We start from the raw sequence: 23,358 nt of genomic DNA, 5'->3' as shown, positions 1-23,358 counted from the left end.
TTTAGAAAATCAAACCTTCGTTCTCCTGATCTTGAATGATCTCGTTTAAAGGCGTCATCTGAGGCAAAGGCGAGTCGTTGGTGTAAAACTCGTCACCACCATCGTAGTAGCCCTTATAAACGCCCTCGGGCTGCTCAAACACCCGTCTGAGCGTCGGATATTGCTTTATATACTCTTCCATAAATTTCTTAAATACAGGTGCCGCCGTCCTACCGCCGCCCTCGATCTTTTTCATCGGTGAGTTATCGTCGTTCCCGTACCAGATGATGGCCTCGATGTCCGGAGTGTATCCGCAAAACCACGCGTCTATGTTGTTGTTTGTCGTGCCGGTTTTGCCTGCTATTTGTATGCCTTGTATCTTTGCGTTTCGCCCGGTGCCGTTGTTTACGACATTTTGAAGCAGAGTAGTCATCAAAAATGCCTGCTCGGGCTTAAGCACTTGCTTTTTTTGCCCTTCATAGTCCATCGCCGCTCCAAAGCTGTTTTCGATGTGTTTTATCAAAGTAGGTTCGACTATCTCGCCTTCATTTGGGAACATCGAGTAAAATTTTGCAAATTCAAGCGGTGAGATCCCAAAGCTTCCAAGTGCGATGGATAAGTTTTCAGGGATATTTTCAAAGCCCATTTCGACCAGCTTCTTGCGAACAGAGCTTAGACCAAGGTCGTTTAGTAAATTTATAGTCGCTAGGTTGCGCGACTGAGTGATGGCGGACTTGATCGTGATGTAGCCCTGAAAGCCGCCGCTATAGTTTTTAGGTGTCCACTCCTTGCCATTTCCCATATCAAAAGTGCGTGCGACGTCGGCTACTTGAGAGACGACCGAGTAGCCGCTGTTAAGGGCTATTTGATATATGAAAGGCTTGAAGCTCGATCCTGGCTGGCGCTGACTTTGCGTCGCACGGTTGTAGCTGCTTTTTGCGTAGTCTATCCCTCCGATGAGCGCTAAAATTTGCCCGCTTTGAGGCTGGGTCACGACGATGGCACCGTTTAGCATTTCAGGGTTTGCCTTTTTGTCGCGCTTTAAAATTTCATTGTATCCATATACCAGTGCGTCTTGTGCCATTTTTTGCACACCAAGGTCGATAGTGCTTTGTATGCGGTATCCGCCAGTTTTTATGTCGTCAAATTTTTTAGAGGCCTCTTTGATGATCTCGTCGACTACGTAAGGGGCTTTGTTTCTAGTGAGCGTATCGTCAAACACCGCAGGCTCTTCCAGCACACCTTTTCGGTATTCGTCCTCGTTTATCCAGCCGATGTTATACATACGCTCGAGCACGCGGTTCGCGCGGCTTAGCGAGAGGTCCAGGTGTTTTGTAGGATCGTATGTGCTAGGTGCTTTTGGCAGGCCGACTAAAATGGCGATCTCTTTTATGCTAAGCTCGTTCAGCTCTTTTCTGAAATATCCCTCGGCGGCCGTTTTTATACCGTAGTAGCCGTGGCCGAAATAGACGTGATTTAGGTATCTTTCTATGATGTCTTCTTTAGAAAGCTCATTTTCAAGCTTGATAGCGAGGACTATCTCTTTGATTTTTCTTGTAAATTTCTTCTCGCGAGTAAGGACCAAATTTTTAACGAGCTGCTGCGTCAAAGTAGATGCGCCCTCTACTAGCTTTTGAGCCTTGATATCTTTTACGACGGCTCTTGCTATGGCTTCGTAGTTCGCTCCGCCATGCTCAAAATAGCTCGTATCCTCGATCGCCACTAGCGCCTCGATGACTCGCGCGGGGATGTCGTTATATCTTACGTAAATTCTGTTTTCTTCAAATATATTTGCGATCAATTCGTTGTTTCTGTCAAAAATTTGCGTCGTTAGCTTCGGCTTATAGTCGATTATACTGTAAGCCTCGAACCTCACCTGCGCGTAAAAATATAAAAAAGCACCGCAAAAAGCGATAGCCACGGCAAAACAAAAAGCCAAGATATATTTCATAAAAATGCCTTTAAAATTTTCACATTGAGCCCCATCGCGGTACTAGTTTCGCCCTGTTGGCTAATGATATATTTTTTATTAAAATTTTCGATCGTCATCGCCCCCGCTTTACCCCGCCACTCGCCGCTTTCTAGATAGCTCTGCACGTCATCTCGGCTGAATTTATCAAATTCATATGCCGTTTCGCTGACGTTTAGTAGCTCAAAATTTTCACCCGTAAATATCATCGCACTAAAAACGCTGCAAACTTTACCGCTTTGAAGCCAGAGCATATCCGAGGCTTCGTTTTTATCTGTCGCTTTGCCTAAAATTTTACCCTCGCAAGCGACGCAGCTATCAGCAAACAGCACATTTCTAGCGTCAGGATAGGCTTTAAAAAACTGCTCTTTTTTGGCTTTTGCCACCCTTTGGACATAAATATGCGGCGCACAACCCTTTGAAATTTCGCTTTCGTCGAATTCAAACGAAATTTGTTCGAAATTTATCCTGTTTTCGGTCAAAATTTTAGCGCGTGTTTGGGAGCTTGAGGCTAAGATCATCATCAAAATTCCTTATATGCGATACCAAGATAAACGGCGATGAAAGAGACGACGAGGTTTAGCGGGACGAAATAATATATCACGACGATCAGGCTCTCTTGCATTTCTAGCATTTCATGCGCCTTGAAGGCTTTGAACGCCTTTTTGTAATGATAAAACATATAGGCCAAATTTAACGCCAAAAATATCTCCAGTGCCCATTTTGTCGCCAGTATCGCCTTTGCCATTGGATTTGCCGACTTCATTAGTCCTCCGCTGTGACCGACCGTCATGCTTGTGAGCGCGATGATGACTAGTAGGATCACGATGCAGATACCAAAGCGCCTTAAAATATGCATCAGTAGCGGGTATTTCAGTGCGTCTTTGAGCTTGCTTTTCATAAAATAAGTCGCCACCAGCCAAAGGCCAGCTTGAAGCCCGATAAAAAGCGTGACCATCGACACATGAAAGAACGGCATCAGCTGATCAAGGCGCGCAAAGGCGATGTTGTATTCAGGCATTTAGTAGCTTCTCTCTTGCAAACTCAAACGCTTCTTTGACGGCGGTCTCTATCATCAGCACGTTTTTGCCGCCTGCTGTGGCGAAGTCATCGCGTCCGCCGCCGTTTCCGTCTAAAATTTTAGCCGCCATCTTGACCCACTCGCCGGCTTTTATCGGAGCGTTTTTCACGCCCGCAGCGATCGCGATCTTATCGTCATTTACCTGTAATAGCAAAATAGCAAGGCTGGCAAATTCGTTCTTGTAATTATCTATCATCGTTTTGATGTCGCCGCTTTTGACGACGGCAACGCCCATTTTTGTATCATTTATACTCGTAAATGCGATGGCGTGGGAGTCGCCGATATTTTTGAGCTTGTCTTTTAGCTCTCGCACCTCGCCTTTTAGCTTTTTGATAGCGACCATCGGTTCGTTCGTTTTTAGCTCGTTTGAAATTTCAGCCAGCTCGCTTCTAAAACCGCGAGCCAAATTTAGCGCGGCACGCGAACAGACCGCCTCGATACGGCGCACGCCCGCACTCACGCCGCTTTCTTTGGTGATGAAAAACGCGCCTATCTCGCTGACGTTTTTCACGTGCGTTCCGCCGCAAAGCTCTTTGCTCACATCACCAAGGCTTAGCACGCGCACTTTTTCGCTGTATTTCTCACCAAAGAGCGCGATCGCACCGCTATTTTTGGCAGCTTCGACGTCCATTATTTCAGTCTTTGCCGCCGCGCCGCTTGCCACGGCGTCATTCACAAATTTTTCTATCATTTCTAGCTCCTCGCTCGTTAGCGCCTTTGGATGCGAGAAGTCAAATCTAAGCCTGTCTGCTTCGACGTTCGAGCCAGCTTGCGCCACATGCGTGCCTAAAATTTTACGCAGCGCAGCGTGCAATAAATGTGTCGCCGAGTGGTGGCGCGCTATCTCGGCTCTTGCGTCGCTGACCTTTAAATTTAACACATCGTCCGTTTTTATCTGCTTGCCTACCTCGACTTGGGATAAATTTAGCCCGTGAAATTTTTGCGTATCCAGCACTTCACCTACGCCCACTATCTCGCCCGTATCGCCCGTCTGACCGCCACTTTGCGCGTAAAATGGCGTAACGTCAAACATCACCCAGCCGCTCTCACCCGCGCGTAAATTTTGCACTCGTTTAAAATCATTATCAAGCAGGGCTAAAATTTTGCTTTGTCTTTCTAGCTCGTCGTAGCCGCTAAATTTATTTTCGCCAAATTCTTCAAGAAGCTCTTTAAAATCGCCCTTTGAGCTCTTGTCGCCGCTGCCTTTCCATGCAGCCTTTGCGCGCGCTTTTTGCTCGCTCATGAGCTCGTCAAATTTAGCCTCATCGACTTTTAGTCCCTTTTCGCGCAGCATATCGGCGGTGAGATCAAGCGGAAAGCCGTAGGTGTCGTAAAGCTTAAACGCCGTTTCGCCGCTAAAAATTTCTTTGGTTTTGGCTAGCTCTTCGTTAAATAGCTCCAAGCCCGATGCGATCGTCGCTAGAAACCTCTCCTCTTCCAGGCGCACCTGCTCCTTGACCGCCGCTTTTTTCTCGTTTAGATAGGTGTAGTGCCCGCCCATCATCTCGCAGACCTTATCCACGAGCTTATACATAAAGGGCTCCTTGATGCCTAGCAGATAGCCATGGCGGATCGCGCGGCGCAAGATGCGGCGAAGCACGTATCCACGACCTTCTTTGTCAAATGTTGTGCCCTGAGCGAGTAGGAACGTGACCGAGCGGATATGATCGCTGATGACGCGGTAGCTAGCCCCACTATCGTAGCTGTAAGGCTTGCCGCAAAGCTTCGCGACCTCGTCGATGAGCGGCATGAAAAGCGAGCTGTCGTAGTTGCTAAATTTGCCCTCCATTATCGCCGTGACGCGCTCTAAGCCCATGCCCGTGTCGATACTTGGCTTTGGTAGCGGGCTTAGTTTGCCGTCCGCCGAGCGTTCGTATTGCATGAAGACTAAATTCCAAATTTCAAGGAAACGGTCGCCATCGCCGCCCATGTAGTCCTCGGGCGTATTAAAATGCTCGCCGCCTTGATCGTAAAAGATTTCAGAACATGGTCCGCAAGGTCCAGTATCGCCCATTTGCCAGAAGTTATCGTGGTCGCCAAAGCGGTAAATCCTGTCTCTTGCGATGTGCTGCGCCCAAAGCTCGAATGCTTCGTCATCGCTCTCATGCACGGTCACGTAAAGGCGGTCAATTGGCAGTTTTAGCACCTGCGTTACAAATTCCCACGCGTATGCGATCGCGTCTTTTTTGAAATATTCGCCGAAACTGAAATTTCCAAGCATCTCAAAAAACGTGTGATGGCGCGCGGTGTAGCCGACGTTGTCAAGGTCGTTGTGCTTACCGCCGGCGCGTATGCAGGTCTGACAGCTGGTGCGGATCGGTGGGGTAGGGCGCGGTACTTCGCCTGTGAAAATGCTCTTAAACGGCACCATGCCGGCGTTTGTGAAAAGTAGCGTCGCGTCGTTTGGCACGAGCGGTGCGGAGGGGATGATCTCATGTCCTTTTGATTTAAAAAAATTCAGATAAGCTTCTCTTACGTCTAAATTTTGCATATTTTTTCCTATAAATTTTAAAATTTCGCTTGATTTTACCTAAAAATCGTTTTGAAATTTATAAAAAATCTAAAATTTCGCCAGGTTTGGGCGCTCTTTAAATTTATCTGTTTAAAAGTGAGATGTAAATATAATTGGTTCTGTTATATTAAAGTATTGATACTTACTTCGCTTCTGCTTTGCAGTTGCGAACGAAGTGAAGCAAAAACCTTGCTCGCTCCGCAAAGCGCCGAACGTATAGCACGATTTACGCGGTCAGCTACCGCTTCCCTGTAAATCGGCGGCGATAGCGTCGCTTCACAAGGTTTGATTTCGCTATTGAGAGTTAAAAATCAATACTTTGTCAGAATAGAGCCATATAATTATTAAAAATTTCTAAAATTTTAAAGGGCGCAAATGAAGCTAAAGATCGGTATCGTTGGCTATTCGGATGTTGGCAAAAGGCACTACGCAGAGCTTAGGCGTTCTGATAAATTTGAAGTTTGCGGCGTCTTTGACAAACAAAATACCGATACCTTTTGCAGGGCTGAATTTTTTACCGATTTCAAGCGCTTCATAGAAGTAGCCAAACCCCAAGCCATCGTGCTTTGTCTGCCGCATCAAGAGACGATGGATGCGTTTTGTCAGAGCGTGAAATACTGTCAAAATATCCTGATCTCTCGCCCGATCTTTAAAAACGCCAGTGAGCTTAAAGAGATAAAATACGCTGCGGGCGTGAATAAAGCGCGAGTTTGCACGGGAGTTGATGAGAGGTTTAACCCCACGGTCGTATCGCTGAAAAGAGCGCTTGCTAGAGAAGAGGAAGTATATAGCGTAAATATCGCTCATTTTAAGCCCTCGCACGAGGGAAACATCATAAATGAGCTCTCTTTGTGCGACATCGATCTGGCAAAGACCCTACTGGAGAGTGAAATTTGCGAATTTTCCTGCATGCAGACAAATAAAACCAACACCAGATCCTCTGACAACGCCATCATAAATTTCAAAAGCAAAAACCAAATTTTAGTAAGTATCACCGACTCTTTTTGCGGATCGTTCGAGCGCTTTGGCATCGAAGTGAATGCAAAAAGCGGCGTGTATTTCGGCGATCTTATACATTACAGACTTCATCAGCTCACCGAGGACGGGCAGATAAATTTAAAGATAGACGCGCAGATGAACGAGCTAAGAGCGCAATACGACGCCTTTTACGATCTTTGTCAAAGCGGCGATAGCGACGAGCTCTCAAGCGTGGATGACGCTATAAAGATCAAAGAGCTTTTTGCATGAAAAAACTTATATTGCTCCTAAATATGGGCGGCCCTAGCAAGCCCGAAGAGATCGAGATCTTTTTAAAAAATATGTTCAACGACCCCTGTATCCTGGGGATAAAAAACAAAATTTTGCGAAAATTCGTAGCGATGATGATAACCAAAGGACGACTCAAGACCGCGCAACGAAACTACGCCAAAATAGGAGGCAAGTCTCCGATATGCGAGCTCATTCAAGCGCTTTGCGATAAAATTTCAAACTACCAAGATGAATACGCAGTAGATTTTGCGATGAACTACACGCCGCCATTTACAAAAGATGTGCTCGCAAGATATCAAAATTTTGACGAAGTGATCGTTTTGCCGCTGTATCCGCATCACTCGGTGACTACGGTGGTCTCTAGCCTAAATGACCTTGAAAAAGCCTGTAAAAAGCTAAATTTTAAGGGCGAGATACGCGTGCTAAAGCCATTTTATGATGAGCAAAGCTACAACGAGCTCATCATAAAGAGCATAAAAAATAAAATTTTAGGCGTTGATATCAGCGATATGAGTTTGATATTTTCGGCTCACTCTTTGCCTCAAAAGATCATCGATAACGGCGATATATACGAGGCTCACGTCAAAGAGCATGTAAAAATACTCTCAAAAATGCTAAACGATGAGGGTTTAAAATTTAAAGAGATCAAGCTAGCCTATCAGTCCAGACTAGGACCGGTTAAATGGCTGGAGCCGCCATTAAACGAGGCTTTGAAGGTTTGTGAGAGCAAAAAAGCGCTCATCTATCCGATCTCATTTTGCATCGACAACTCGGAGACGATCTTCGAGCTTGTCATAGAATATAAGCGTGTTGCCGATGAGCTTGGCTTTAGCTTTTACGATGTCGTGGAGTGCCCTAACTTTAGCGATGAATTTGTAAATTTCATCTTGCGATACGCAGTGGAATAAAATTTGCTTGCGTAAAGTATCTCATCTTAAAGGAGATACATGAGAGTCGAGAACAACGATATTGTTGATTATCTGCTTCAACGCGGTAAGGCTAACGGCAAAAACAAAAGCAATAGTTTTGATGAAATTTTGAACCTTTCGCTCAAAAAAGTAGCTAGCGAGTCTAAAATTTCAGGTAGCGTCGAGGAATTCAAGCGCAAACTCACCGAGCTTGGCGCCTACGGATATCTCACGCAGCTAAACGCCGACAAGATAGAGCAGAAGATCCAGCAAAAGAAAAAGGAGCTCACCGAGCTTTTGGGGCTCAATGACGCGAGCAAAACGGATAGCCAAAGGGCTGAGCTCGCAAAGGTCGTGGACGAACTGCTAAGCGAGTATCGCAAGGAGCTAAACGCCGCCATGACGAGCTCGACTTTGCTTGAGAGGCAAAAGAAGCTAGCCGGCACTTCAAGCTCGTCTGTCGATCTAAATTCCGTCCTTTCGGAGTTTGGACTATTGTAGGCAATGGCCTGAATTTGGACGTCGCCAAACGATAGCGTCCAAATTTTCAGTCTAAAATTTGCTTTTGCGGCTTTGCTTTCTCGTCTTTTTGCTTCTCTTTTTTAGCTTCAAATTCAGCTATGACCTGTTGATCGGGTACGAGATATCCCTCTTCTATCATCAGATCGATCGCTTTTTTAAAGGTCGGTAGCGCACTTTGCGCACCAAAGTAATAATACGGCTTTTTAGGGTCGCGCGCTAGTACGCCGATGGTGTAGCTGTTGCCTTTGGTGTCGTTTGCGAAGCCAAAAAACGAGCCATTATAAGTGTTGCTGTATCCGCCTTTGCCGGAGGCTATGTGCGCCGTTCCCGTTTTGCCGCCCACTTCAAGACCCGGTGTCATCGCCTTTAGACCGGTTCCCTTTTCTACGGTTTTGATGAGTATCCTTTTCATGATCTTAGCTGTTTCTTGGCTGATGACTTGCTGGGGTTCAGGCTTTGGCAGCTCGAAGCGCTTGCCGTTTTTCTCCAGGAATTCGACTATATGAGGCGTGACCTCGACGCCTTTGTTGTTGAAGGTGTTGTAGGCTTTTAAAAGCTGCATAAATGTCGCTTGTAGGCCGTATCCATAGCTCACGGTCGCTTTGTAGGTGGAGGAATTTAGCTTATTTACCGTCGGCATCATGCCTACTTGCTCGTATGGCATATCGATGCCACTCTTTCTTGAAAAGCCGAAGTTTAAAAGCCCTTGATAAATTTGTGGACCGTTTAGGCGCTCTACTAGCTGTATCATGCCGATATTTGAGCTATGCACGATGACATCCTCCGCGCTCATGAAGGGCTCTGGGTGCGTGTCTTTGATGATGCGCTTGCCAAGCTGATAGCGGCCGTTGTAGGTATTTACGAGTTCAAAAGGATTTACCTTTTTTTCTTGAAGCAAGAGGGCGAAGACAAAGGGCTTGAATACCGAGCCAGCCTCGTATGCGTATTCTGTCGCGGTAGAATTTAGCGCACCGTAGTCTTGCTTTTTGATATTTGAGGGATCGTATCTGGAGCTTGAGGCGAGGGCTAAAATTTCGCCGTTTTTGCTGTTCATTATACAAATGACAAGCTCCTTGGCGTCTAAAAATTCTCGCCTATCGTCTAATATCTGCTCGATCTTGGTTTGAAATTTCAGCGGTATGGAGAGCACAGCGTTGTAGCCGTCCACTCTGTTTGCCAGATTTGAGTCGCTTGTTAGGATTATGTTGTTGCCTATGTCTCTAGGGCCTAAAATTTTGGCGTTTTGTATCGGTGCCAGATAGTCCTCGTAGTATTTTTCGAGCCCTTTTACGCCTTTACTTTTAGTGAGTGCGTCGCTCTCGGTTTTATTGACGTATCCGATGACCGGTGTCAGCGCACTTTTTGACATGAAAAGCCTGTTTTGCCCGCTTTCCATTATACGCATACCTTGAAAGGAAGCCAGTCCTGTCTTTGGGTCTTGATAGGAGATCAAGATGCTTTTTCTATTTAGCTTTCTTGAGAGCTCTTGAAGATATGTAGCACCCTTTGCATCGATACTGTAAGATAGTGTGACAAGCCCTTTGGTGGCGTTTATTATCTTTCTTACTTTGTCAGGATCGTCGCCGCTGTAAAGCGAATAAAGCTTGATAAACATCTCTTTTTTGTTAGGATCGATGTTTCTGGTGTCTAGCATGACTTTATAGAGCTTTTGGCTGGAGGATACGCTAAAGCCGTCTTTTGTTACGATATTGCCGCGAAGTGCGGTGTTTATCTCGCTAGTTTGGAGTTTAGGCAGTCTGCGTTCGATCGTCGCTCGGTAAAATACTACCGCGACAAAGATGATGATCCCAAATGTGATAAATAAAAAAAGTATGGTTATTTTTGATTTTTTGGGATTCATAAAGCTTTAAATTTGGGTTCTTGAAATTTCTTTATATGCGCTGAGCGCTTTGTTACGGATTTCAAGCATGAGCTTCATGCTAGTCTCTGCTTTGCCGATGGCTAGAGCCGCTTGGTGCAGGTCTTTTACCTCGCCGGTAGCTAGATCGGCGATGGCTTTATCGGCATTTTCTTGGACTTTATTGAGTTCTTTTAGCGAGTCGTTTAGCATGCTGGCAAAGTCGCTGCCATCTGCTGCCGGAGCTATCTTTTTGCTATTTTGAGAGCCGGATACGCCATTTAGTTTTTCGATATTATTTATCATGATAATTGTCCTGATAGAAGTGTGATAGCACTTTGAGCTATCGTTTTTGCGCTTTGAAAAGCGGCTACGTTTGCTTGATAAGCCCTGGTCGCCTCGACAAGATCGGCCATCTCGATGACCGGATTTATATTTGGAAATGCGACATATCCGTTTGCATTCGCATCCGGGTGGCTAGGATCGTATTTTAGCATAAAATCCTTATCGTCGCGCACTACTTTATCCACTACGACGCTCATTAGCGACGGATGCGCATTTTTGGGCGAGCTTGGATCGTCAAGCGGATTTTCGTATTCTAGTAAGCCGCCCGAGTTTTTCATCTCTTCGTTTAAAATTTTATCAAAGTCAAACGCCTTAAAAACGACCTCTTGCCTTCTATACGGTCCACCCTCGGCGGTGCGGGTAGTTTGAGCGTTTGCGATATTCGAGCTTATCACATTCATCCTGAAGCGTTGCGCGCTAAGTCCGTATCCGCTTATGTCAAAATCATTTAAGTATGACATCCTATCTCCTAAATTTTGCTGCTTGCGTCGATGACGCTTTTAAAGATATTGCCTTGAGTCTTATACGCTCCGTCGATCGCACTTACCATGATGTTGTTTTTGCTAAGCTCGGTCGTTTCTACGTCAAGATCGACCGTATTTGCGTCGTTCCTAGCCATATGTCCGTCGCGTAAAAATACCTGCGCGCTATCGTTTTTAGGAAAATCGACCGCCGCAAAATGCGCTTCGTCGGTCTTTGCAAGCTCAAGCTTTTTTGAGCTTTTGGCATTATAAATTTCGTCCGCTTTTTGCCTTAAAACGCTTTCAAAATTTATATCTCTGGCTTTATAAAAAGGAGTATCGATGTTTGCGATATTGCCCGATATCAGCTTTTGGCGCATTTCGCGAGCCGCCATCGCAGCTTCTACCAAGGGGCGTGATTTTGAGGTTTGCACTACAAACATTGCTAGATCCTTTCTAAAATTTCAAATTTCTAAGCAAAATACGTTCCAAAACGGCTTAAATTTTAGTTTGAGCCATATATTCTTTGCAGATCTTGCCTCATTCTGGATACTTTTATGCCGCCAAGATAGTATTTGACGCCAAATTCTCCGCTGTCTACGTCGGTGAGAATTTGATATTCGCCGTCTTTTATCACGACTTTAAAGGGTAGGGCGATCTCGTGTTTGTAACCTATGTCGCGCACTATTTGCTCGCTTAGACGGTCGTTTATGGACTGATCGTTGGTTATGAAGTAATAAGCGTTATATTTTTGCACGAATTCTTTCAAGACGTAATCATCCGTAACGTTTTCAAAATGCGTCAAGCCTATAATGGTGAATTTACCGCTGTTTTCCAGCTGATATTTGGTAAGCTCGGCCGCCTCTTTTTGACAAGGCGGGCAAAATGTCCCGAATATATCTATCATTAAAATTTTACTCTCGTCGCCTTTTATGACAAAAGCGCCGTTTTTACGCACTAAAGTTATCGTTTTACCGTTTACGTCTTTTAGCGCGATCTCCTCGTTTAGTGAAAATTCTTTGAAGCTCGCCGCTTGATTTTTCTCCTCTGTGCCACAACCGGCAAAAACAAACAGTGCAAATATCAAAGCTATCAAATTTTTCATTTTTTTCCTTTTATATAAATTTTTTCATCGCCGCACGTGCTTCCAGGTCGGCCTCGCGCTTTTTGAGAGTTTCGCGTTTATCGTGTAGGTTTTTACCCTTTGCCAGAGCCACGCGGGCTTTGATAATGTTTTTGTCATTTAGATAAAGTGCGAGCACAACCATCGTTAGTCCGTCTTTGGTGACCGAGCCAAAGAGCTTGTCGATCTGCTTACGGTGCATGAGGAGCTTCCTAGGGGCGCGCTCGTCCGGGCGAAAGTGAGAATTTGTAGTGTCTAGATGACTGATGTGCGCGTTTAGTAAAAAAATTTCGCCCTTGATGATACGCACGAAGCTGTCTTTTAAATTTGCCCGTCCTGCACGCAGGGCCTTGACTTCGCTACCTTTTAGCACCACGCCCGCCTCAAAGGTCTCAAGGATGCTAAAATCATGTAGGGCTTTTTTATTTTTTGCCAGATCTTTCATCGTTTCACCTCAAATGTTGTGCTCCCGCTACCGCTTAGGAATTTATCTCTGTAAATTTTAAGCTGCGGATATAGCGCAAAGCAGGGCGCATAAAGGTCGTTTAGCTCGTAGTTTTTAAAATTTTCCAAAAGCTCGCGCGAGCTTAAATTTATAAATTCATTTGCCATTTTGACATTGATGTTTTGCATGAAGTCGCTTCTAAATTTCTTATAAACCTCGGGCGTCGAGCAAAAAACATCCGGAGTGAAAATTTCAAGACTTGGCACGTCGTCGTCAAATTCTTCTACCTTTTCGCCGATGCCGCTCACGTTCGCAGCCTTGAAGCCATGGATAAAAAATGCCACATCGGCGCCTATTTTCGCGCCTATCTTACAAAGCTCCTCGCGTGAGAACTTTAAATTTAGGCTCTCGTTCGCCATCATTAAAAAGCTGGCTGCATTCGAGCTGCCACCTCCTAGCCCTGCGCCCATCGGGATATTTTTACGAAGCGTGATCTTGTGCGAGCTGAAAAACTCGTCTATCTCGTTTGCAAATCCCGCACGCGCCAGCTCATCTTTGGCCTTTAAAATGATGTTGTTTTCGATATTCACGTTGCTTTCGAGGTTAAATTTAGACGCTTTTTCAAAATTTATCTCATCAAAAATCTCGTCCAAAAGCACGAAACGCGATAAAATTTCGTGATAATCGCCGCGCGTGCCGACGATCTTTAAAAAGATATTTATCTTTGCGTAGCTTTTCATTTGCCGATTTTCTTTGCGAGTTCCTCGATGTCCGCGCTTGATGCGATCTTGCTGGCCTCGGCGTTCTCTTTTTTTATGTCGCTAGCGAGCTCGCTGCGAAGTATCATCATATTTTTAGGAGCTTCTATGCCAAGCTTCACTCCACTTTTTGAAACGCCGACTACGACGATCTTTATGTCATTCCCGAGTAAAATTTCCTCGTTCTCTTTTCGTGCTAGTATTAACATTTTTCAACCTTATTTAAGCAATAGCTAATTGTATCGTTTTTAATCTCGATTATGCTTAGGAATTTATCGTATTCAAGCAGATAAGTCCCATCCTTTTGCGTGGTAAAGTCGCTTGGTTTCAGACTCTTACCGTCCATTATATCGGCAACATCGCCTAAATATTTATTGCGCGGCAAATTTAAAATTTCACAGATATCTAGAAATTTCTCGTTCTCAAAGCGAAATTTCCCCTCGCTTATTCGTTTAAGCTCGCTTAGACATACGTCATATCCAAGTCTTTTGCCAAAAAGCTGCGCATAAGAGCGCACGTATCCTCCCTCGCTTAGGCTGATGCGAAAGGTGAGGAATGGGTGGCAGTAGCTTAAAATTTCGCAGCCAAACACTTCCATCTCCTGCTCTTTTAGGCTAAATTCCTCTCCTGTGCGAGCCAGCTTGTAAGCGCGCGTGCCGTTTATGTTTTTGGCGCTAAATTTTGGCGGGATGTATTTTAGCCGTCCAAGTAGGCTTTTGCGCGCTATTTCCAGGCTCTCGTCGGCAAAGGGCTTTAAAATTTTGACATCCGTGATGTTTTCATTATCGCCGCTTGGGCTGCTCGCGCCTATCCACATCGTAGCTTCGTAAATTTTAGGCGTTTTGTCTAAAAATCTAAAAAATTTCGTGTAGCTACCAAAAGCCACGATGAGGCAGCCGCTGGCAAAGGGATCGAGCGTCCCCGAAAAGCCTGCTTTCTTGACGCCGTATTTTCGCTTTAGGTGACTTAGAAATTGATTGGAGCTAAGGCCTGCCGGTTTATTTGCGACAAAGATCGCGTTCATACCGCTTTTTCCACGAAGCTTGACATTATCTCGCGCACATTGCCTGCAAAATTTATAGTGAGTTTGAACTCTTTTTTGACCTTGCTTACGGCCGTCACGCGCCCGATACCGAAAATTTTGTGTTTTACTAGGTCGCCTTTTTTAAATTCATTGCTCTCTTCGATGACGAGCGAGCCTTGCGTCGTACCGCTCTCGCTTAAAAATCTGCTCTTATTTAGGCGCGTCCTTTGGCCTTTATAAAAGCGCGAATTCGCAAAGCTTAGAGTGAGTAGCTTTTTAGCGCGCGTGATAGCCACGTATGCCAGTCGTCGCTCCTCCTCGATGTCGCTACCATCGCCTATGAGTGGGAAAAATCCCTCCTCAAGCCCGATCACGAAAAGATACTCAAACTCAAGTCCCTTGCTAGCATGCACGCTCATTATGCTGATAGCCTCCGAGCTTATGTTGTCCTGTTCGCTGACAAGAGCCAGCTCGTTTAGGAATTCCTCCAGCTCAAAGCTTGGATTTTGTTTGATTTGATCTTTTAACATGGCATAAAATTCGTCGATGTTGGCTGCGCGCTCGTTGCCGTCAGGTAGGCTCTCGTAATATTTTTTTATGCCGAATTTCGCCTCCATTTTATCGATGAGCTCGTAAAGCGAGTCCGTCTCTTGCAACTCTTTTAAAATCTGCGTAAATTCCACGAGCGCCGTTTTTATCTTTTTGCTGAAAGCCTCGTCTTTGTCATCGATATTTAATATCGCATCAAACATCGAGGTCTTGCCCTCGTAGGCCATTTTTTCCAGTTTATCGAGGCTGACCTTGCCAAGGCCGCGTTTTGGGCGGTTGATTATACGTTTTAGTGAAAAATCATCGTTTTGATTTATTATGAGGCGCAGGTAGCTTATGACGTCTTTTACCTCGGCTCTTTCGTAGAATTTCACTCCGCCGACCATTTTATAAGGGATGCGCTCCTTTGTCAGGCCGTCTTCTAGTGAGCGAGAGAGGGCGTTTATGCGGTAAAGTATCGCTATGTCTTTGGCTTGCGCCCCCTTTTTTAGGAGCTCTTTTATGCTTTTTGCTATCTTGCCGGCCTCTACGCTCTCATCGAGGCTTTCTAGTAAATTTACGCCTTCGCCTTCGCCTTTTACGCTAAGTAGCTTTTTGCCAAGGCGGTTGCGGTTGTGATCGATGAGCTCGTTTGCAGCCTTCAATATCGGTGTCGTCGAGCGGTAGTTTTGCTCTAGGCGTATGATCTTGGTGTCTTTGAACTGATCCTTGAAATTTAGGATATTTTCTATCTTCGCACCGCGCCAGCCGTAGATGCTTTGATCGTCATCGCCTACGACGCAGATGTTTTCGTGTGCAAGGCAAAGCTTTCGCAACAGCTTATACTGAAGGTCGTTGGTGTCTTGATACTCATCTACCATTATGTATCGGTATCTGTTTGAAATTTCACGCGCCAGATCCTCGTTCTCGTCTAAAATTTTATACGTCAGCACGAGTAGATCGTCAAAATCGACCAGGTTATTTGCCCGTAGATACTCTTCGTATTTGTCGTATATCGCGGCGGCTTTTTGATAGAAATTTTCCTTGCCTTTTTCGTTCGTGAGGAAATTTGCGTTTTTATAGACCTCCTCGACGCTTAGCAAAGAATTTTTGTAGTTTGAAATTTCGCTTGAAAGTATTGCCGTGGAGATCGGGCTCTCAAAGCTTTTTATGATGCGCTTTTTATCATCGGTGTCGATAATGATGAAGTTGTTTTTGCGCCCGAGTCTGTCGATATAAAATTTCAAAAACAAAAGCCCGAATTTATGAAACGTGCAAAGTAGCGGCGTGCAAGCTTTGCCGGATTGATTTAGCATGGCAAGCGCGCGCGTTCGCATCTCGTTTGCGGCTTTGTTCGTAAAGGTGAGCGTGAGCGTGTTTGCGGGATCGATACCGACCTCGCCTATGAGGTAGGCAAGGCGCGTGGTTATCGTCTTTGTTTTGCCGCTTCCAGCACCTGCTAAGATCAGCATAGGACCGTCTATGTGCCGCGCGGCCTCACGTTGAGCGTCGTTTAGGTTGTCTAGTAAATTTTCCATTTGCCACTTTTTAAATTTTCTTTTGATTTTAGCTAAAAATACTTAAAAATGGCGAATAAGGCTATTTTTTCTTTTTAAAGATATCCTTGTTTTGCGGGTTTGACATAAACGCGGATATCGATTTTTCAGTGTGATCTTTGTGAGCCGTTTTTGATTTATGTATCGAGAAATTTACCAAGATCGGGCTATTTTCGACCAAGATCTGCACTATCGCGCCAAGCGGCAAAGATACCAGCGAGGCGTAGTCCTGAGCGCCAAATCCGGCCTCAAAGCTGATGCTGTCCTCGGACAATCTCGTACTCTCAAAGGTATAGCCCGCAAGCGTAAAGATGATGACTGGCATATTAAAACCGGCCTTTATCTCGGCAGGAAGCTCCGGCTCGAAGCTAACTAGCGGTAAATTCGCCATGATCGAAAAATTTATATTTCTTTGCAGTAAAAAGTCGATACATTCATACACGTGCATCTTCATCAAAAGCGCAAATTTTTCATCGTCTAAAATTTCCTCTATCATTTCAACCCCTCAAATTCATCGACTAGCTTCTTGACCTCGTTTATGCCGATCTGCCAAAATTTGGCGTCCTCGATGTCAAAGCCAAATTTCGCCACCAGCTCTTTTGGCGAGCGACTTCCGCCAAGGCTCAAAAACTCAGTGTAAATTTGCACGAAATTTTCGCATTTACCGCTTTTAAACAGCCCAAAGATCGCCAGCACCAAAAGCTGCGCGTAAGAGTAGGCGTAGCAGTAAAATGGCGTATGGATGAAGTGCGGGATGTAGCTCCACCAAATTTTATAATAGTCATTTAGCACGACGCTGTCGCCAAACATTTTCGCGCTCTCTTGCTGCCAGATCTTATTTATCTCATCAAGCGAAATTTCGCCCTCATATGCGTGGATACGGCGCTCAAAGGTCGTGAAATTTATCTGGCGATAAAGCGTAGCGAAGATGTCCTCGATCTTGCCCGCAAGAAGCGATATCTTTTCCTTGCCTTTGAGGGTGTTTTTGACGTAGTCAAAGACTAACATCTCGCAAAACACCGACGCCGTCTCGGCCGTGGTGAGCGGTGTCTCGGCGTTTAAAAAGCCCACGCCGTAGGATAGATTTTGATGTATCGCATGTCCTAGCTCATGCGCGAGCGTGAAGAGATCGCGCCTACCGTCGGTGTGATTTAGCAGTACGTAAGGGTGCGCATCCGGCGAGCCCGAGTGACTAAACGCACCGCCTCTTTTGTTCGGTGTAGGATAGACATCGATCCAGCCCTCATCGAAGGCTCTTTGCGCGATAGTGCCGAATTCAGGGCTAAAGTCTTTAAACGCTTTTAAAACTATATTTTTGCATTTTTGAAATTTATACTCGCTCTCTCCCTCTAGCGGAGCGTATCTGTCGTAGTCGTAGAGCTTTTTGAGCCCTAAAATTTTGCGCTTTTTATCATAAAATTTAGAGACCAGGTCAAAATTCGCCTCGGTGGCTTTTATCAGTGCATCGACGCTTTTTTTACTGGTTTGGTTTTCAAGATGCCTTGGCTCTTCGGGAAGCTTGAAATTTCGTAGCTCACAGCTCGTTTTTAGACTCGTTTTTATCATATTGTAGATGTAGCCAAGCAGGTGCTGATTTTTTGCGAGTATGTCGCTAAGGCTCTTTGCAGCGAGCTTTCGGACGTTTCTGTCTTTATCGTGAAGCTTGCTTAAAATTTCCTCCTCGCCGAGCCACTCGCCTTTAAATTTAAATTTCATCGCGCTCATCGTCTCGTCAAAAAGCCGTGCAAAGCCGTCACTACCGGTATTTGCAGTGCGAAGCAAGATCTGTTCCTCTTTGACGCTTAGCTGATGAGCCTTTGCCTTGGCGACGTTGCTTAAATAGTATCCGTGCGTTTTCGAGGCTTTGATGATATTTTGCTGCTTAGCGTCGTCAAATTCGTTGAACATTATCTCAAAAAAGAGCAGATTTTCTTGAGCTTTGGTGCAAATATCCTCAAATTTTGCGTAAAACGCCCCTTTGCTAGTGTCTTTTGCAAAGACTAAAAAAGCGTATGTCGAGACCTTTGATATCTGCAGAAGCAGGCTTTCGTATATATCAAAGGCCTTTAAAAACTCGTCCGTTTTTAAATTTAGAAAATTTTTCTCATATGAATTTTTAAAATTTTGGCATTTTGTTTGTAGCTCAAGAGCCGTTTTTTCAAGCTCTTTTTCGTTTTTAAATAATGCAGTCAGATCCCAAGTCGTCATGTAAAATCCTAAATTTTTCTTGACATTTTACATAAAATTTAATTTTAAATTTATAAAGAGATAAATTTAGGGCGAAATGGCCCTAAATTTTAGTTTGAAGTTTCGGATGCGATAGCAGTGAATAAGACGTCTGAGGAGCTATTGAGCGCGGTTTCTACAGAGTCTTGGATGACACCGATGATAAATCCTACCGCGACCACTTGCATCGCGATATCGTTGTTTATGCCAAAAAGTGCGCACGCAAGAGGTATAAGAAGCAGCGAACCTCCGGCCACACCAGACGCTCCGCACGCACCGATAGCGGCTATGAAGCTAAGAAGCAGCGCATCGCCAAAAGTCACCGTGATAGACGGGATGGAATTTATCGCTGCAAGCGTCATTATGCCGATCGTCACGGCTGCACCGCCCATATTTATAGTAGCGCCTAAGGGTATCGAGATGGAGTAAAGCTCCTCTTTTAGCCCGAGCTTTTTACAAAGTGCCATATTTACGGGGATGTTCGCGGCCGAACTTCTAGTGAAAAACGCCGTGATCGCGCTCTCTCTTAAACACGTCATTACGAGAGGATACGGGTTTTTCTTTGTTATCAAAAATGCCATCAAAGGATAAATGACGAAAGCTACCGTGAGCATCGCCGATACAAGTATGCAGATGAGTTTGATGTAGCTTTTTAAAGCGTCAAATCCGGTCTCGTGTATGCTTATGGCAACTATACCAAAAATACCAAAAGGAGCGAGACGAATGACAAATTTTACGATCTTTGTAAGGCCGTCGCTGATGTCGCTGAATATCTTTTTGGTTTCTGGCGAACAGCCTCTCATAGCTATACCGCCGCCCACAGCCCAAGTGATGATACCTATGTAATTTCCGGAGCCAAGAGCCGATATTGGATTTTCTACCATTTTAAAGATAAGATCTTTTAGTACAGTTACGACATTTTGTGGAGCGCCCATACTGGCTTTTTCAACGCCTTTTAATAGTATTTCGGTAGGAAAAAGAAAGCTAAATATCACCGCCACGACAGACGCCAGGAAAGTACCGACTAGATATAGGCAGATGACTTTTTGCATGCCCTTTGTATGTCCGAATTCTTTCGTGATGATGGATGTTGCGACTAGGGCAAAAACCAGGACAGGAGCCACGGCCTTTAATGCACCTACAAAGAGGTTGCCAAGTATCGCTATGCCGTTTGCTATGCTATTTGCCATTTGGGCTGCACCTTTAACGGCGTCTAATTGTACGGCATCGGTCACGCCGTTTTTGATGAGCTCGTTGAAAGGGGCTACCATTTGGTGCGTCCAAAAGCCTACGATTATGCCTAAGACTATGCCGACGAGAATTTGGACTATCAAATTCCCATCAGCATAACGTTTGGTTAGTTTGCTTATCATCATTTACGCCTTGTTTTAAATTTATTGGCTCAAAGTATAGCCAAAAAAGCTGAAAGTTTTAAAATTCATACTTGATTAATCTGAATTTTATTATGAAATGTTACAATCACGAGATTAATTATCGAAAAAAGGAAAATTTTATGTATTTATTTACCTCAGAAGTAGTTAGCCCAGGTCACCCCGATAAATGCGCGGATATCATCGCAGACAGTATCGTCGATACGATTTTGACGCAAGATCCAAACGGACGCGTCGCGAGCGAGGTCTTTGTCGCGGGTAAAAACATCATCATCGGTGGCGAGATAAACTCAAAGGTCAAGCTTGCCTTTCACGACTACGAGCATATCGTAAAAGAGGCACTTGCGCACATCGGCTACGACGGTAAGTCAAATTTCACAAAAGAGCAGTGCCTACACCCCGACGACATCGAGGTCAAGGTCTGCATCAATCAGCAAAGTAGCGATATAAATCAAGGCGTGGATCAAAGTGGCGGCGAGATCGGCGCGGGAGATCAAGGCATTATGTTTGGCTTTGCAAGCTGCGAGGCGAAGGAATTTATGCCGGCTGCGATCACGTATGCGAGGATGCTTTGCGATAAAGTTTATAAATTTGCCAAAGCAAATCCCGACAAACTGGGCGTGGATATAAAAACGCAGGTCACGATCGATTATGGCACGAAGGACAACTTTGAAAATTGCCGCCCGCAGCGCATCCACACGATCGTGGTCTCCGCTCCTTGCGTCGAGACGATGAAGATCGAAGAACTAAGAGCGCTGGTGCAAAATTTGATCGACGAAGCAGGCTTGCCAAAGGAGCTTTATGACAAGCAAAATACGCTCATCTACATCAACCCGACAGGTCGCTACGTAAATCACAGCTCGCTTCACGACAGCGGTCTAACTGGACGCAAACTCATCGTCGATAGCTTTGGCGGATACGCTCCTATAGGTGGGGGCGCGCAGTCTAGCAAGGACTACACAAAGGTCGATCGTAGCGGACTTTACGCGGCTCGCTGGATAGCAAAAAATATCGTCGCAGCAGGGCTTGCTAAAAAGTGCATCGTCCAGCTAAGCTACGCTATCGGCGTGGCAAAGCCGACATCTGTTAGCGTCGATACTATGGGCACTCACGTAGCGGGCGTGGATGATGATAAGCTGTCAAAATTTGTAAGCGAGACATTCCCGCTCACGCCACGCTGGATAACTGATAAATTTGGGCTTGATAAGCCCGGCAAAGATACATTTTTATACGCCAAAGTTGCAGCCAAAGGACAGGTTGGAAACGCCAAATATCCGTGGGAAAAGCTTGATGCGGTCGATACCTTTAAGGCTCTTATTTGAAAACGCATAAGTATAAATTTAAGGTTGATTACGTAGAGGACAAAGAGGGCAACGCGCAGGATAAAAGCATAAATTTCGATATGCAAACGCACGATGAAATTTTTACCGTCATCGAAAAAATGGGTGCGAAATTTGAGCTTGACGGCGAGGTGGCAAAGCGTGCATTTACCGCACTAAAACTCTTTGGTGAGACGATGGATGCAAACAGCGATCATCCGTTTTTTAAAGCGGTAAAGCCACATTTCATGCAGATAAGAAAGATCGTCAAAGGCGGGGTGGAGTGAAACTCCTCCGCCTAAATTTAGCTGATAAAATTTAGTGATTTAAATTTTGTAAATTTTGGCTTTGTTGTAATATTTTATTGATTTTTAGCTTTCAAGGCAGGAGAATGCGATCAGCATCCCTGTAAAAACCTTGTGAAGCGACGCTATCACCGCCGATTTTTACTTCGTGCTATGCACTCGTAACGAGACTTCACTACGAGGACAGGGAAGCGGTAGCTGACCGCGGTCTGCTCGCAGTTGCGGGTGTAACGAAGCAAAAAATCGTGCTATGTTCGGCGCTTTGCGGAGCGAACAGGGTTTTTGCTTCATTTCGTTTGCAACTTTAAAGCAGAAGCGAAATGGGTATCAATGATTTATTATAACAGAGTCTAAATTTTATAGGGGGCGGACAAGGGTTCTGTTTATGGGAAAATGCGACAAGTATTCAAGTATCGCTACCTACTCCACCTTACTATTTTTCGCTCGTGTAGCAAATGCTGTTCGCATTTGCAAACACACTCGCTCACTACATGACAGGCTTAAATTTACTTCTTTAAAATTTATCAAACACCGAAATTTTAGGCGTTATGATTTCAGATGGCGAGCCATTTACGCTGTGGTATATCGCTTTGGCGTATTTGGTGGCGTAGTATTTTAGTAGCAGGCGTTGCAGCGTAGGCTCGGTGCTAGGCACGAACCAGCCGTTGTTTGTGATAGCGATCATCGCGTCAAATTCTCCGCTAAAAAGCTCATCTCGCGTCGCCTCGTAGCAGATCGCGTTGCGGATCTTCGCACCTGCTAGCTCGTAGTCGCTCACTGAGCTAGCCGTGGCAAAGTCGCTCGCGCCGCTGAAAAAAAGCCGATTTATCGTATCTTTTATAAATTTTGGTAGCGGGATCTCCTCACCAAAAGGCACGAGGATAAATTTATCCAGCCGCGTCATCTGCCCGCCTGCAAAGACAAAGGTCGAGTTGTAGCTAAGCTTGTTTTCGTATGCCAGCGCGCCCGCGATTATCGTGATTTGGCGCGATTTTTCTTTCAGCTCGGCTACTAAATTTTTCTCATGCGTCATAAAAAGAGGAAACGCGCTCTCGGGCAGCACGACAGCGGTAAAATTTTCATCTATGGCACGCTCAATCAGGGCTAAATTTTCATTTATAAATTCGTTTTTCATCTCCTTTTGCCATTTTAAATCTTGCGAAATTTGCGTGTTTTCAAGCTTGATTTTAAAGGACAAGCTCTTGTAATCTGGCGTGTGAAACTGCAAAGCACAAACTAGGCAGGCAAAAGCGGCTATAAATTTGTAAAATTTTGGCAAACATGCCAGAGCGATCGCCGCTAAAAATACAAAGATAAGTCCGCGCACGCTAGGCTCGAAAATACCTAAAACAAGGGTCGCTTCGAGGTTTAGCCAGTTAAAGCCAAACGGATGGATGTAACTAACCAAAAAGAGCATCACGGCGCGCAGGGCAACGAAGCTCGGAAAGCTTGCCAGCCAAAAAATCAGCCCGTAAATCAGCCCGATAAAAAGGATCACAAAAGGTATCAAAAAGCTTAACTCATAGTAAATAAAACTAAAACTGATCCAATAAAACCACAAAATCCCTGTGAAAAATCCAGCTGCAAAAAAGCCAGCGCGTGGCAAATTTATGATGATATAAATGCCAACTAGTGTGAGAAACGGCGAGCAAAAATCCGCAATAGAATTTTCAAATAGGCTTAAAAAAATAAAATTTGCGAGCAAAAATGCACCGACAAAGGCTTTTATTATAATTTTAGTGCTAAAATGTCTGTTTAAAAATTTTAAACACAAGGAAC

23 protein-coding genes are annotated in these 23,358 nt (G+C 44.9%); 5 read left to right on the top strand and 18 right to left on the bottom strand.

All coding sequences use genetic code 11. From position 1 onward, the window contains the following. Nucleotide 1: 1 nt before the first annotated feature. From CCVT_RS06310 to alaS, 4 genes are read right to left on the bottom strand one after another with little or no spacing between them, the layout of a single operon-like run. Nucleotides 2-1,930 (bottom strand): transglycosylase domain-containing protein, encoded by a 1,929-nt coding sequence (locus tag CCVT_RS06310; RefSeq protein ID WP_018136553.1) that lies wholly within the window; start codon nucleotides 1,928-1,930, stop codon nucleotides 2-4. Continuing rightward, on the bottom strand, nucleotides 1,927-2,472 hold the full coding sequence (maf, locus tag CCVT_RS06305; protein ID WP_018136552.1) for a septum formation inhibitor Maf: 546 nt from the start codon (nucleotides 2,470-2,472) through the stop codon (nucleotides 1,927-1,929). The genes CCVT_RS06310 and maf overlap by 4 nt, the downstream gene beginning before the upstream one ends. Further along, complete coding sequence (locus CCVT_RS06300; protein ID WP_018136551.1) at nucleotides 2,472-2,969, bottom strand: hypothetical protein; 498 nt, start codon at nucleotides 2,967-2,969, stop codon at nucleotides 2,472-2,474. Before CCVT_RS06300 ends, maf begins: the two co-directional genes overlap by 1 nt. Beyond that, entirely contained in the window at nucleotides 2,962-5,520 is a 2,559-nt protein-coding gene (alaS, locus tag CCVT_RS06295) for an alanine--tRNA ligase (protein WP_018136550.1), read from the bottom strand. The genes CCVT_RS06300 and alaS overlap by 8 nt, the downstream gene beginning before the upstream one ends. A 396-nt stretch (nucleotides 5,521-5,916) precedes the next feature. Between alaS and CCVT_RS06290 the strand changes: the two genes are divergently transcribed. The 3 genes from CCVT_RS06290 to CCVT_RS06280 are packed head-to-tail and all read left to right on the top strand — an operon-like array spanning nucleotide 5,917 to nucleotide 8,219. Further along, nucleotides 5,917-6,789: a Gfo/Idh/MocA family protein gene (locus tag CCVT_RS06290; protein WP_018136549.1), complete on the top strand. Its 873-nt coding sequence runs from the start codon at nucleotides 5,917-5,919 to the stop codon at nucleotides 6,787-6,789. Further along, nucleotides 6,786-7,718, top strand: coding sequence for a ferrochelatase (gene hemH, locus CCVT_RS06285; protein ID WP_018136548.1), 933 nt, complete (start codon nucleotides 6,786-6,788; stop codon nucleotides 7,716-7,718). The genes CCVT_RS06290 and hemH overlap by 4 nt, the downstream gene beginning before the upstream one ends. Nucleotides 7,719-7,757: 39 nt before the next feature. Beyond that, entirely contained in the window at nucleotides 7,758-8,219 is a 462-nt protein-coding gene (locus CCVT_RS06280) for a hypothetical protein (protein WP_018136547.1), read from the top strand. A gap of 46 nt (nucleotides 8,220-8,265) precedes the next feature. On the opposite strand, the gene CCVT_RS06275 is transcribed toward CCVT_RS06280, so the two are convergent. From CCVT_RS06275 to sstT, 13 genes are all read right to left on the bottom strand, one after another. Then, nucleotides 8,266-10,101, bottom strand: a complete 1,836-nt coding sequence (locus CCVT_RS06275) for a peptidoglycan D,D-transpeptidase FtsI family protein (RefSeq protein WP_009651482.1) — start codon at nucleotides 10,099-10,101, stop codon at nucleotides 8,266-8,268. A 6-nt stretch (nucleotides 10,102-10,107) separates the two neighbouring features. Further along, the gene (fliE, locus tag CCVT_RS06270) at nucleotides 10,108-10,404 is read right to left on the bottom strand and encodes a flagellar hook-basal body complex protein FliE (protein WP_009651390.1); all 297 of its coding nucleotides are present in this window, start codon (nucleotides 10,402-10,404) and stop codon (nucleotides 10,108-10,110) included. Next, nucleotides 10,401-10,904, bottom strand: a complete 504-nt coding sequence (flgC, locus tag CCVT_RS06265) for a flagellar basal body rod protein FlgC (RefSeq protein WP_018136546.1) — start codon at nucleotides 10,902-10,904, stop codon at nucleotides 10,401-10,403. Before flgC ends, fliE begins: the two co-directional genes overlap by 4 nt. A gap of 8 nt (nucleotides 10,905-10,912) precedes the next feature. Continuing rightward, nucleotides 10,913-11,347, bottom strand: a complete 435-nt coding sequence (gene flgB, locus CCVT_RS06260) for a flagellar basal body rod protein FlgB (RefSeq protein ID WP_018136545.1) — start codon at nucleotides 11,345-11,347, stop codon at nucleotides 10,913-10,915. Between the two features lie 62 nt (nucleotides 11,348-11,409). Then, the gene (locus tag CCVT_RS06255; protein WP_018136544.1) at nucleotides 11,410-12,009 is read right to left on the bottom strand and encodes a TlpA disulfide reductase family protein; all 600 of its coding nucleotides are present in this window, start codon (nucleotides 12,007-12,009) and stop codon (nucleotides 11,410-11,412) included. A 10-nt stretch (nucleotides 12,010-12,019) separates the two neighbouring features. Then, a complete protein-coding gene (smpB, locus tag CCVT_RS06250) occupies nucleotides 12,020-12,472 on the bottom strand; it encodes an SsrA-binding protein SmpB (RefSeq protein WP_018136543.1) in 453 nt (150 codons plus the stop codon). Then, the gene (locus CCVT_RS06245; RefSeq protein WP_018136542.1) at nucleotides 12,469-13,212 is read right to left on the bottom strand and encodes a 4-(cytidine 5'-diphospho)-2-C-methyl-D-erythritol kinase; all 744 of its coding nucleotides are present in this window, start codon (nucleotides 13,210-13,212) and stop codon (nucleotides 12,469-12,471) included. The genes smpB and CCVT_RS06245 overlap by 4 nt, the downstream gene beginning before the upstream one ends. Then, nucleotides 13,209-13,439 carry a carbon storage regulator CsrA gene (csrA, locus tag CCVT_RS06240; protein ID WP_009651427.1) on the bottom strand — a complete coding sequence of 77 codons (231 nt, stop codon included), beginning with the start codon at nucleotides 13,437-13,439 and terminating at the stop codon, nucleotides 13,209-13,211. Before csrA ends, CCVT_RS06245 begins: the two co-directional genes overlap by 4 nt. Continuing rightward, complete coding sequence (gene truB, locus CCVT_RS06235) at nucleotides 13,433-14,254, bottom strand: pseudouridine synthase family protein (RefSeq protein WP_018136541.1); 822 nt, start codon at nucleotides 14,252-14,254, stop codon at nucleotides 13,433-13,435. Before truB ends, csrA begins: the two co-directional genes overlap by 7 nt. Next, on the bottom strand, nucleotides 14,251-16,320 hold the full coding sequence (locus CCVT_RS06230) for a UvrD-helicase domain-containing protein (RefSeq protein ID WP_018136540.1): 2,070 nt from the start codon (nucleotides 16,318-16,320) through the stop codon (nucleotides 14,251-14,253). The genes truB and CCVT_RS06230 overlap by 4 nt, the downstream gene beginning before the upstream one ends. A gap of 61 nt (nucleotides 16,321-16,381) precedes the next feature. Further along, complete coding sequence (locus tag CCVT_RS06225) at nucleotides 16,382-16,834, bottom strand: hypothetical protein (protein ID WP_018136539.1); 453 nt, start codon at nucleotides 16,832-16,834, stop codon at nucleotides 16,382-16,384. Further along, complete coding sequence (locus CCVT_RS06220; RefSeq protein WP_018136538.1) at nucleotides 16,831-18,546, bottom strand: M3 family oligoendopeptidase; 1,716 nt, start codon at nucleotides 18,544-18,546, stop codon at nucleotides 16,831-16,833. Before CCVT_RS06220 ends, CCVT_RS06225 begins: the two co-directional genes overlap by 4 nt. A gap of 89 nt (nucleotides 18,547-18,635) precedes the next feature. Then, nucleotides 18,636-19,937, bottom strand: coding sequence for a serine/threonine transporter SstT (sstT, locus tag CCVT_RS06215; RefSeq protein WP_018136537.1), 1,302 nt, complete (start codon nucleotides 19,935-19,937; stop codon nucleotides 18,636-18,638). Between the two features lie 140 nt (nucleotides 19,938-20,077). Here sstT and metK point away from each other — a divergent pair, with 140 nt between their 5' ends. Together metK and CCVT_RS06205 are read left to right on the top strand one after the other, a co-directional pair. Then, nucleotides 20,078-21,277 (top strand): methionine adenosyltransferase, encoded by a 1,200-nt coding sequence (gene metK / locus CCVT_RS06210; protein WP_018136536.1) that lies wholly within the window; start codon nucleotides 20,078-20,080, stop codon nucleotides 21,275-21,277. Then, complete coding sequence (locus CCVT_RS06205; RefSeq protein ID WP_018136535.1) at nucleotides 21,274-21,561, top strand: DUF3861 family protein; 288 nt, start codon at nucleotides 21,274-21,276, stop codon at nucleotides 21,559-21,561. The genes metK and CCVT_RS06205 overlap by 4 nt, the downstream gene beginning before the upstream one ends. Nucleotides 21,562-22,093: 532 nt before the next feature. On the opposite strand, the gene CCVT_RS06200 is transcribed toward CCVT_RS06205, so the two are convergent. After that, nucleotides 22,094-23,353 (bottom strand): apolipoprotein N-acyltransferase, encoded by a 1,260-nt coding sequence (locus tag CCVT_RS06200; RefSeq protein ID WP_018136534.1) that lies wholly within the window; start codon nucleotides 23,351-23,353, stop codon nucleotides 22,094-22,096. Nucleotides 23,354-23,358 lie beyond the last annotated feature (5 nt).

The organism is Campylobacter curvus (assembly GCF_013372125.1).
GTDB lineage: Bacteria > Campylobacterota > Campylobacteria > Campylobacterales > Campylobacteraceae > Campylobacter_A > Campylobacter_A curvus.
The sequence above is the reverse complement of the archived record's forward strand: the minus strand, read 5'-3'. Positions and strand labels throughout refer to the sequence as shown.

Bases quoted from the DNA above. Each gene is read 5' to 3' on its own strand.
- CCVT_RS06310 (WP_018136553.1), bottom strand. From the start codon at position 1,930: ATGAAATATATCTTGGCTTTTTGTTTTGCCGTGGCTATCGCTTTTTGC.
- maf (WP_018136552.1), bottom strand. From the start codon at position 2,472: ATGATGATCTTAGCCTCAAGCTCCCAAACACGCGCTAAAATTTTGACC.
- CCVT_RS06300 (WP_018136551.1), bottom strand. From the start codon at position 2,969: ATGCCTGAATACAACATCGCCTTTGCGCGCCTTGATCAGCTGATGCCG.
- alaS (WP_018136550.1), bottom strand. From the start codon at position 5,520: ATGCAAAATTTAGACGTAAGAGAAGCTTATCTGAATTTTTTTAAATCA.
- CCVT_RS06290 (WP_018136549.1), top strand. From the start codon at position 5,917: ATGAAGCTAAAGATCGGTATCGTTGGCTATTCGGATGTTGGCAAAAGG.
- hemH (WP_018136548.1), top strand. From the start codon at position 6,786: ATGAAAAAACTTATATTGCTCCTAAATATGGGCGGCCCTAGCAAGCCC.
- CCVT_RS06280 (WP_018136547.1), top strand. From the start codon at position 7,758: ATGAGAGTCGAGAACAACGATATTGTTGATTATCTGCTTCAACGCGGT.
- CCVT_RS06275 (WP_009651482.1), bottom strand. From the start codon at position 10,101: ATGAATCCCAAAAAATCAAAAATAACCATACTTTTTTTATTTATCACA.
- fliE (WP_009651390.1), bottom strand. From the start codon at position 10,404: ATGATAAATAATATCGAAAAACTAAATGGCGTATCCGGCTCTCAAAAT.
- flgC (WP_018136546.1), bottom strand. From the start codon at position 10,904: ATGTCATACTTAAATGATTTTGACATAAGCGGATACGGACTTAGCGCG.
- flgB (WP_018136545.1), bottom strand. From the start codon at position 11,347: ATGTTTGTAGTGCAAACCTCAAAATCACGCCCCTTGGTAGAAGCTGCG.
- CCVT_RS06255 (WP_018136544.1), bottom strand. From the start codon at position 12,009: ATGAAAAATTTGATAGCTTTGATATTTGCACTGTTTGTTTTTGCCGGT.
- smpB (WP_018136543.1), bottom strand. From the start codon at position 12,472: ATGAAAGATCTGGCAAAAAATAAAAAAGCCCTACATGATTTTAGCATC.
- CCVT_RS06245 (WP_018136542.1), bottom strand. From the start codon at position 13,212: ATGAAAAGCTACGCAAAGATAAATATCTTTTTAAAGATCGTCGGCACG.
- csrA (WP_009651427.1), bottom strand. From the start codon at position 13,439: ATGTTAATACTAGCACGAAAAGAGAACGAGGAAATTTTACTCGGGAAT.
- truB (WP_018136541.1), bottom strand. From the start codon at position 14,254: ATGAACGCGATCTTTGTCGCAAATAAACCGGCAGGCCTTAGCTCCAAT.
- CCVT_RS06230 (WP_018136540.1), bottom strand. From the start codon at position 16,320: ATGGAAAATTTACTAGACAACCTAAACGACGCTCAACGTGAGGCCGCG.
- CCVT_RS06225 (WP_018136539.1), bottom strand. From the start codon at position 16,834: ATGATAGAGGAAATTTTAGACGATGAAAAATTTGCGCTTTTGATGAAG.
- CCVT_RS06220 (WP_018136538.1), bottom strand. From the start codon at position 18,546: ATGACGACTTGGGATCTGACTGCATTATTTAAAAACGAAAAAGAGCTT.
- sstT (WP_018136537.1), bottom strand. From the start codon at position 19,937: ATGATAAGCAAACTAACCAAACGTTATGCTGATGGGAATTTGATAGTC.
- metK (WP_018136536.1), top strand. From the start codon at position 20,078: ATGTATTTATTTACCTCAGAAGTAGTTAGCCCAGGTCACCCCGATAAA.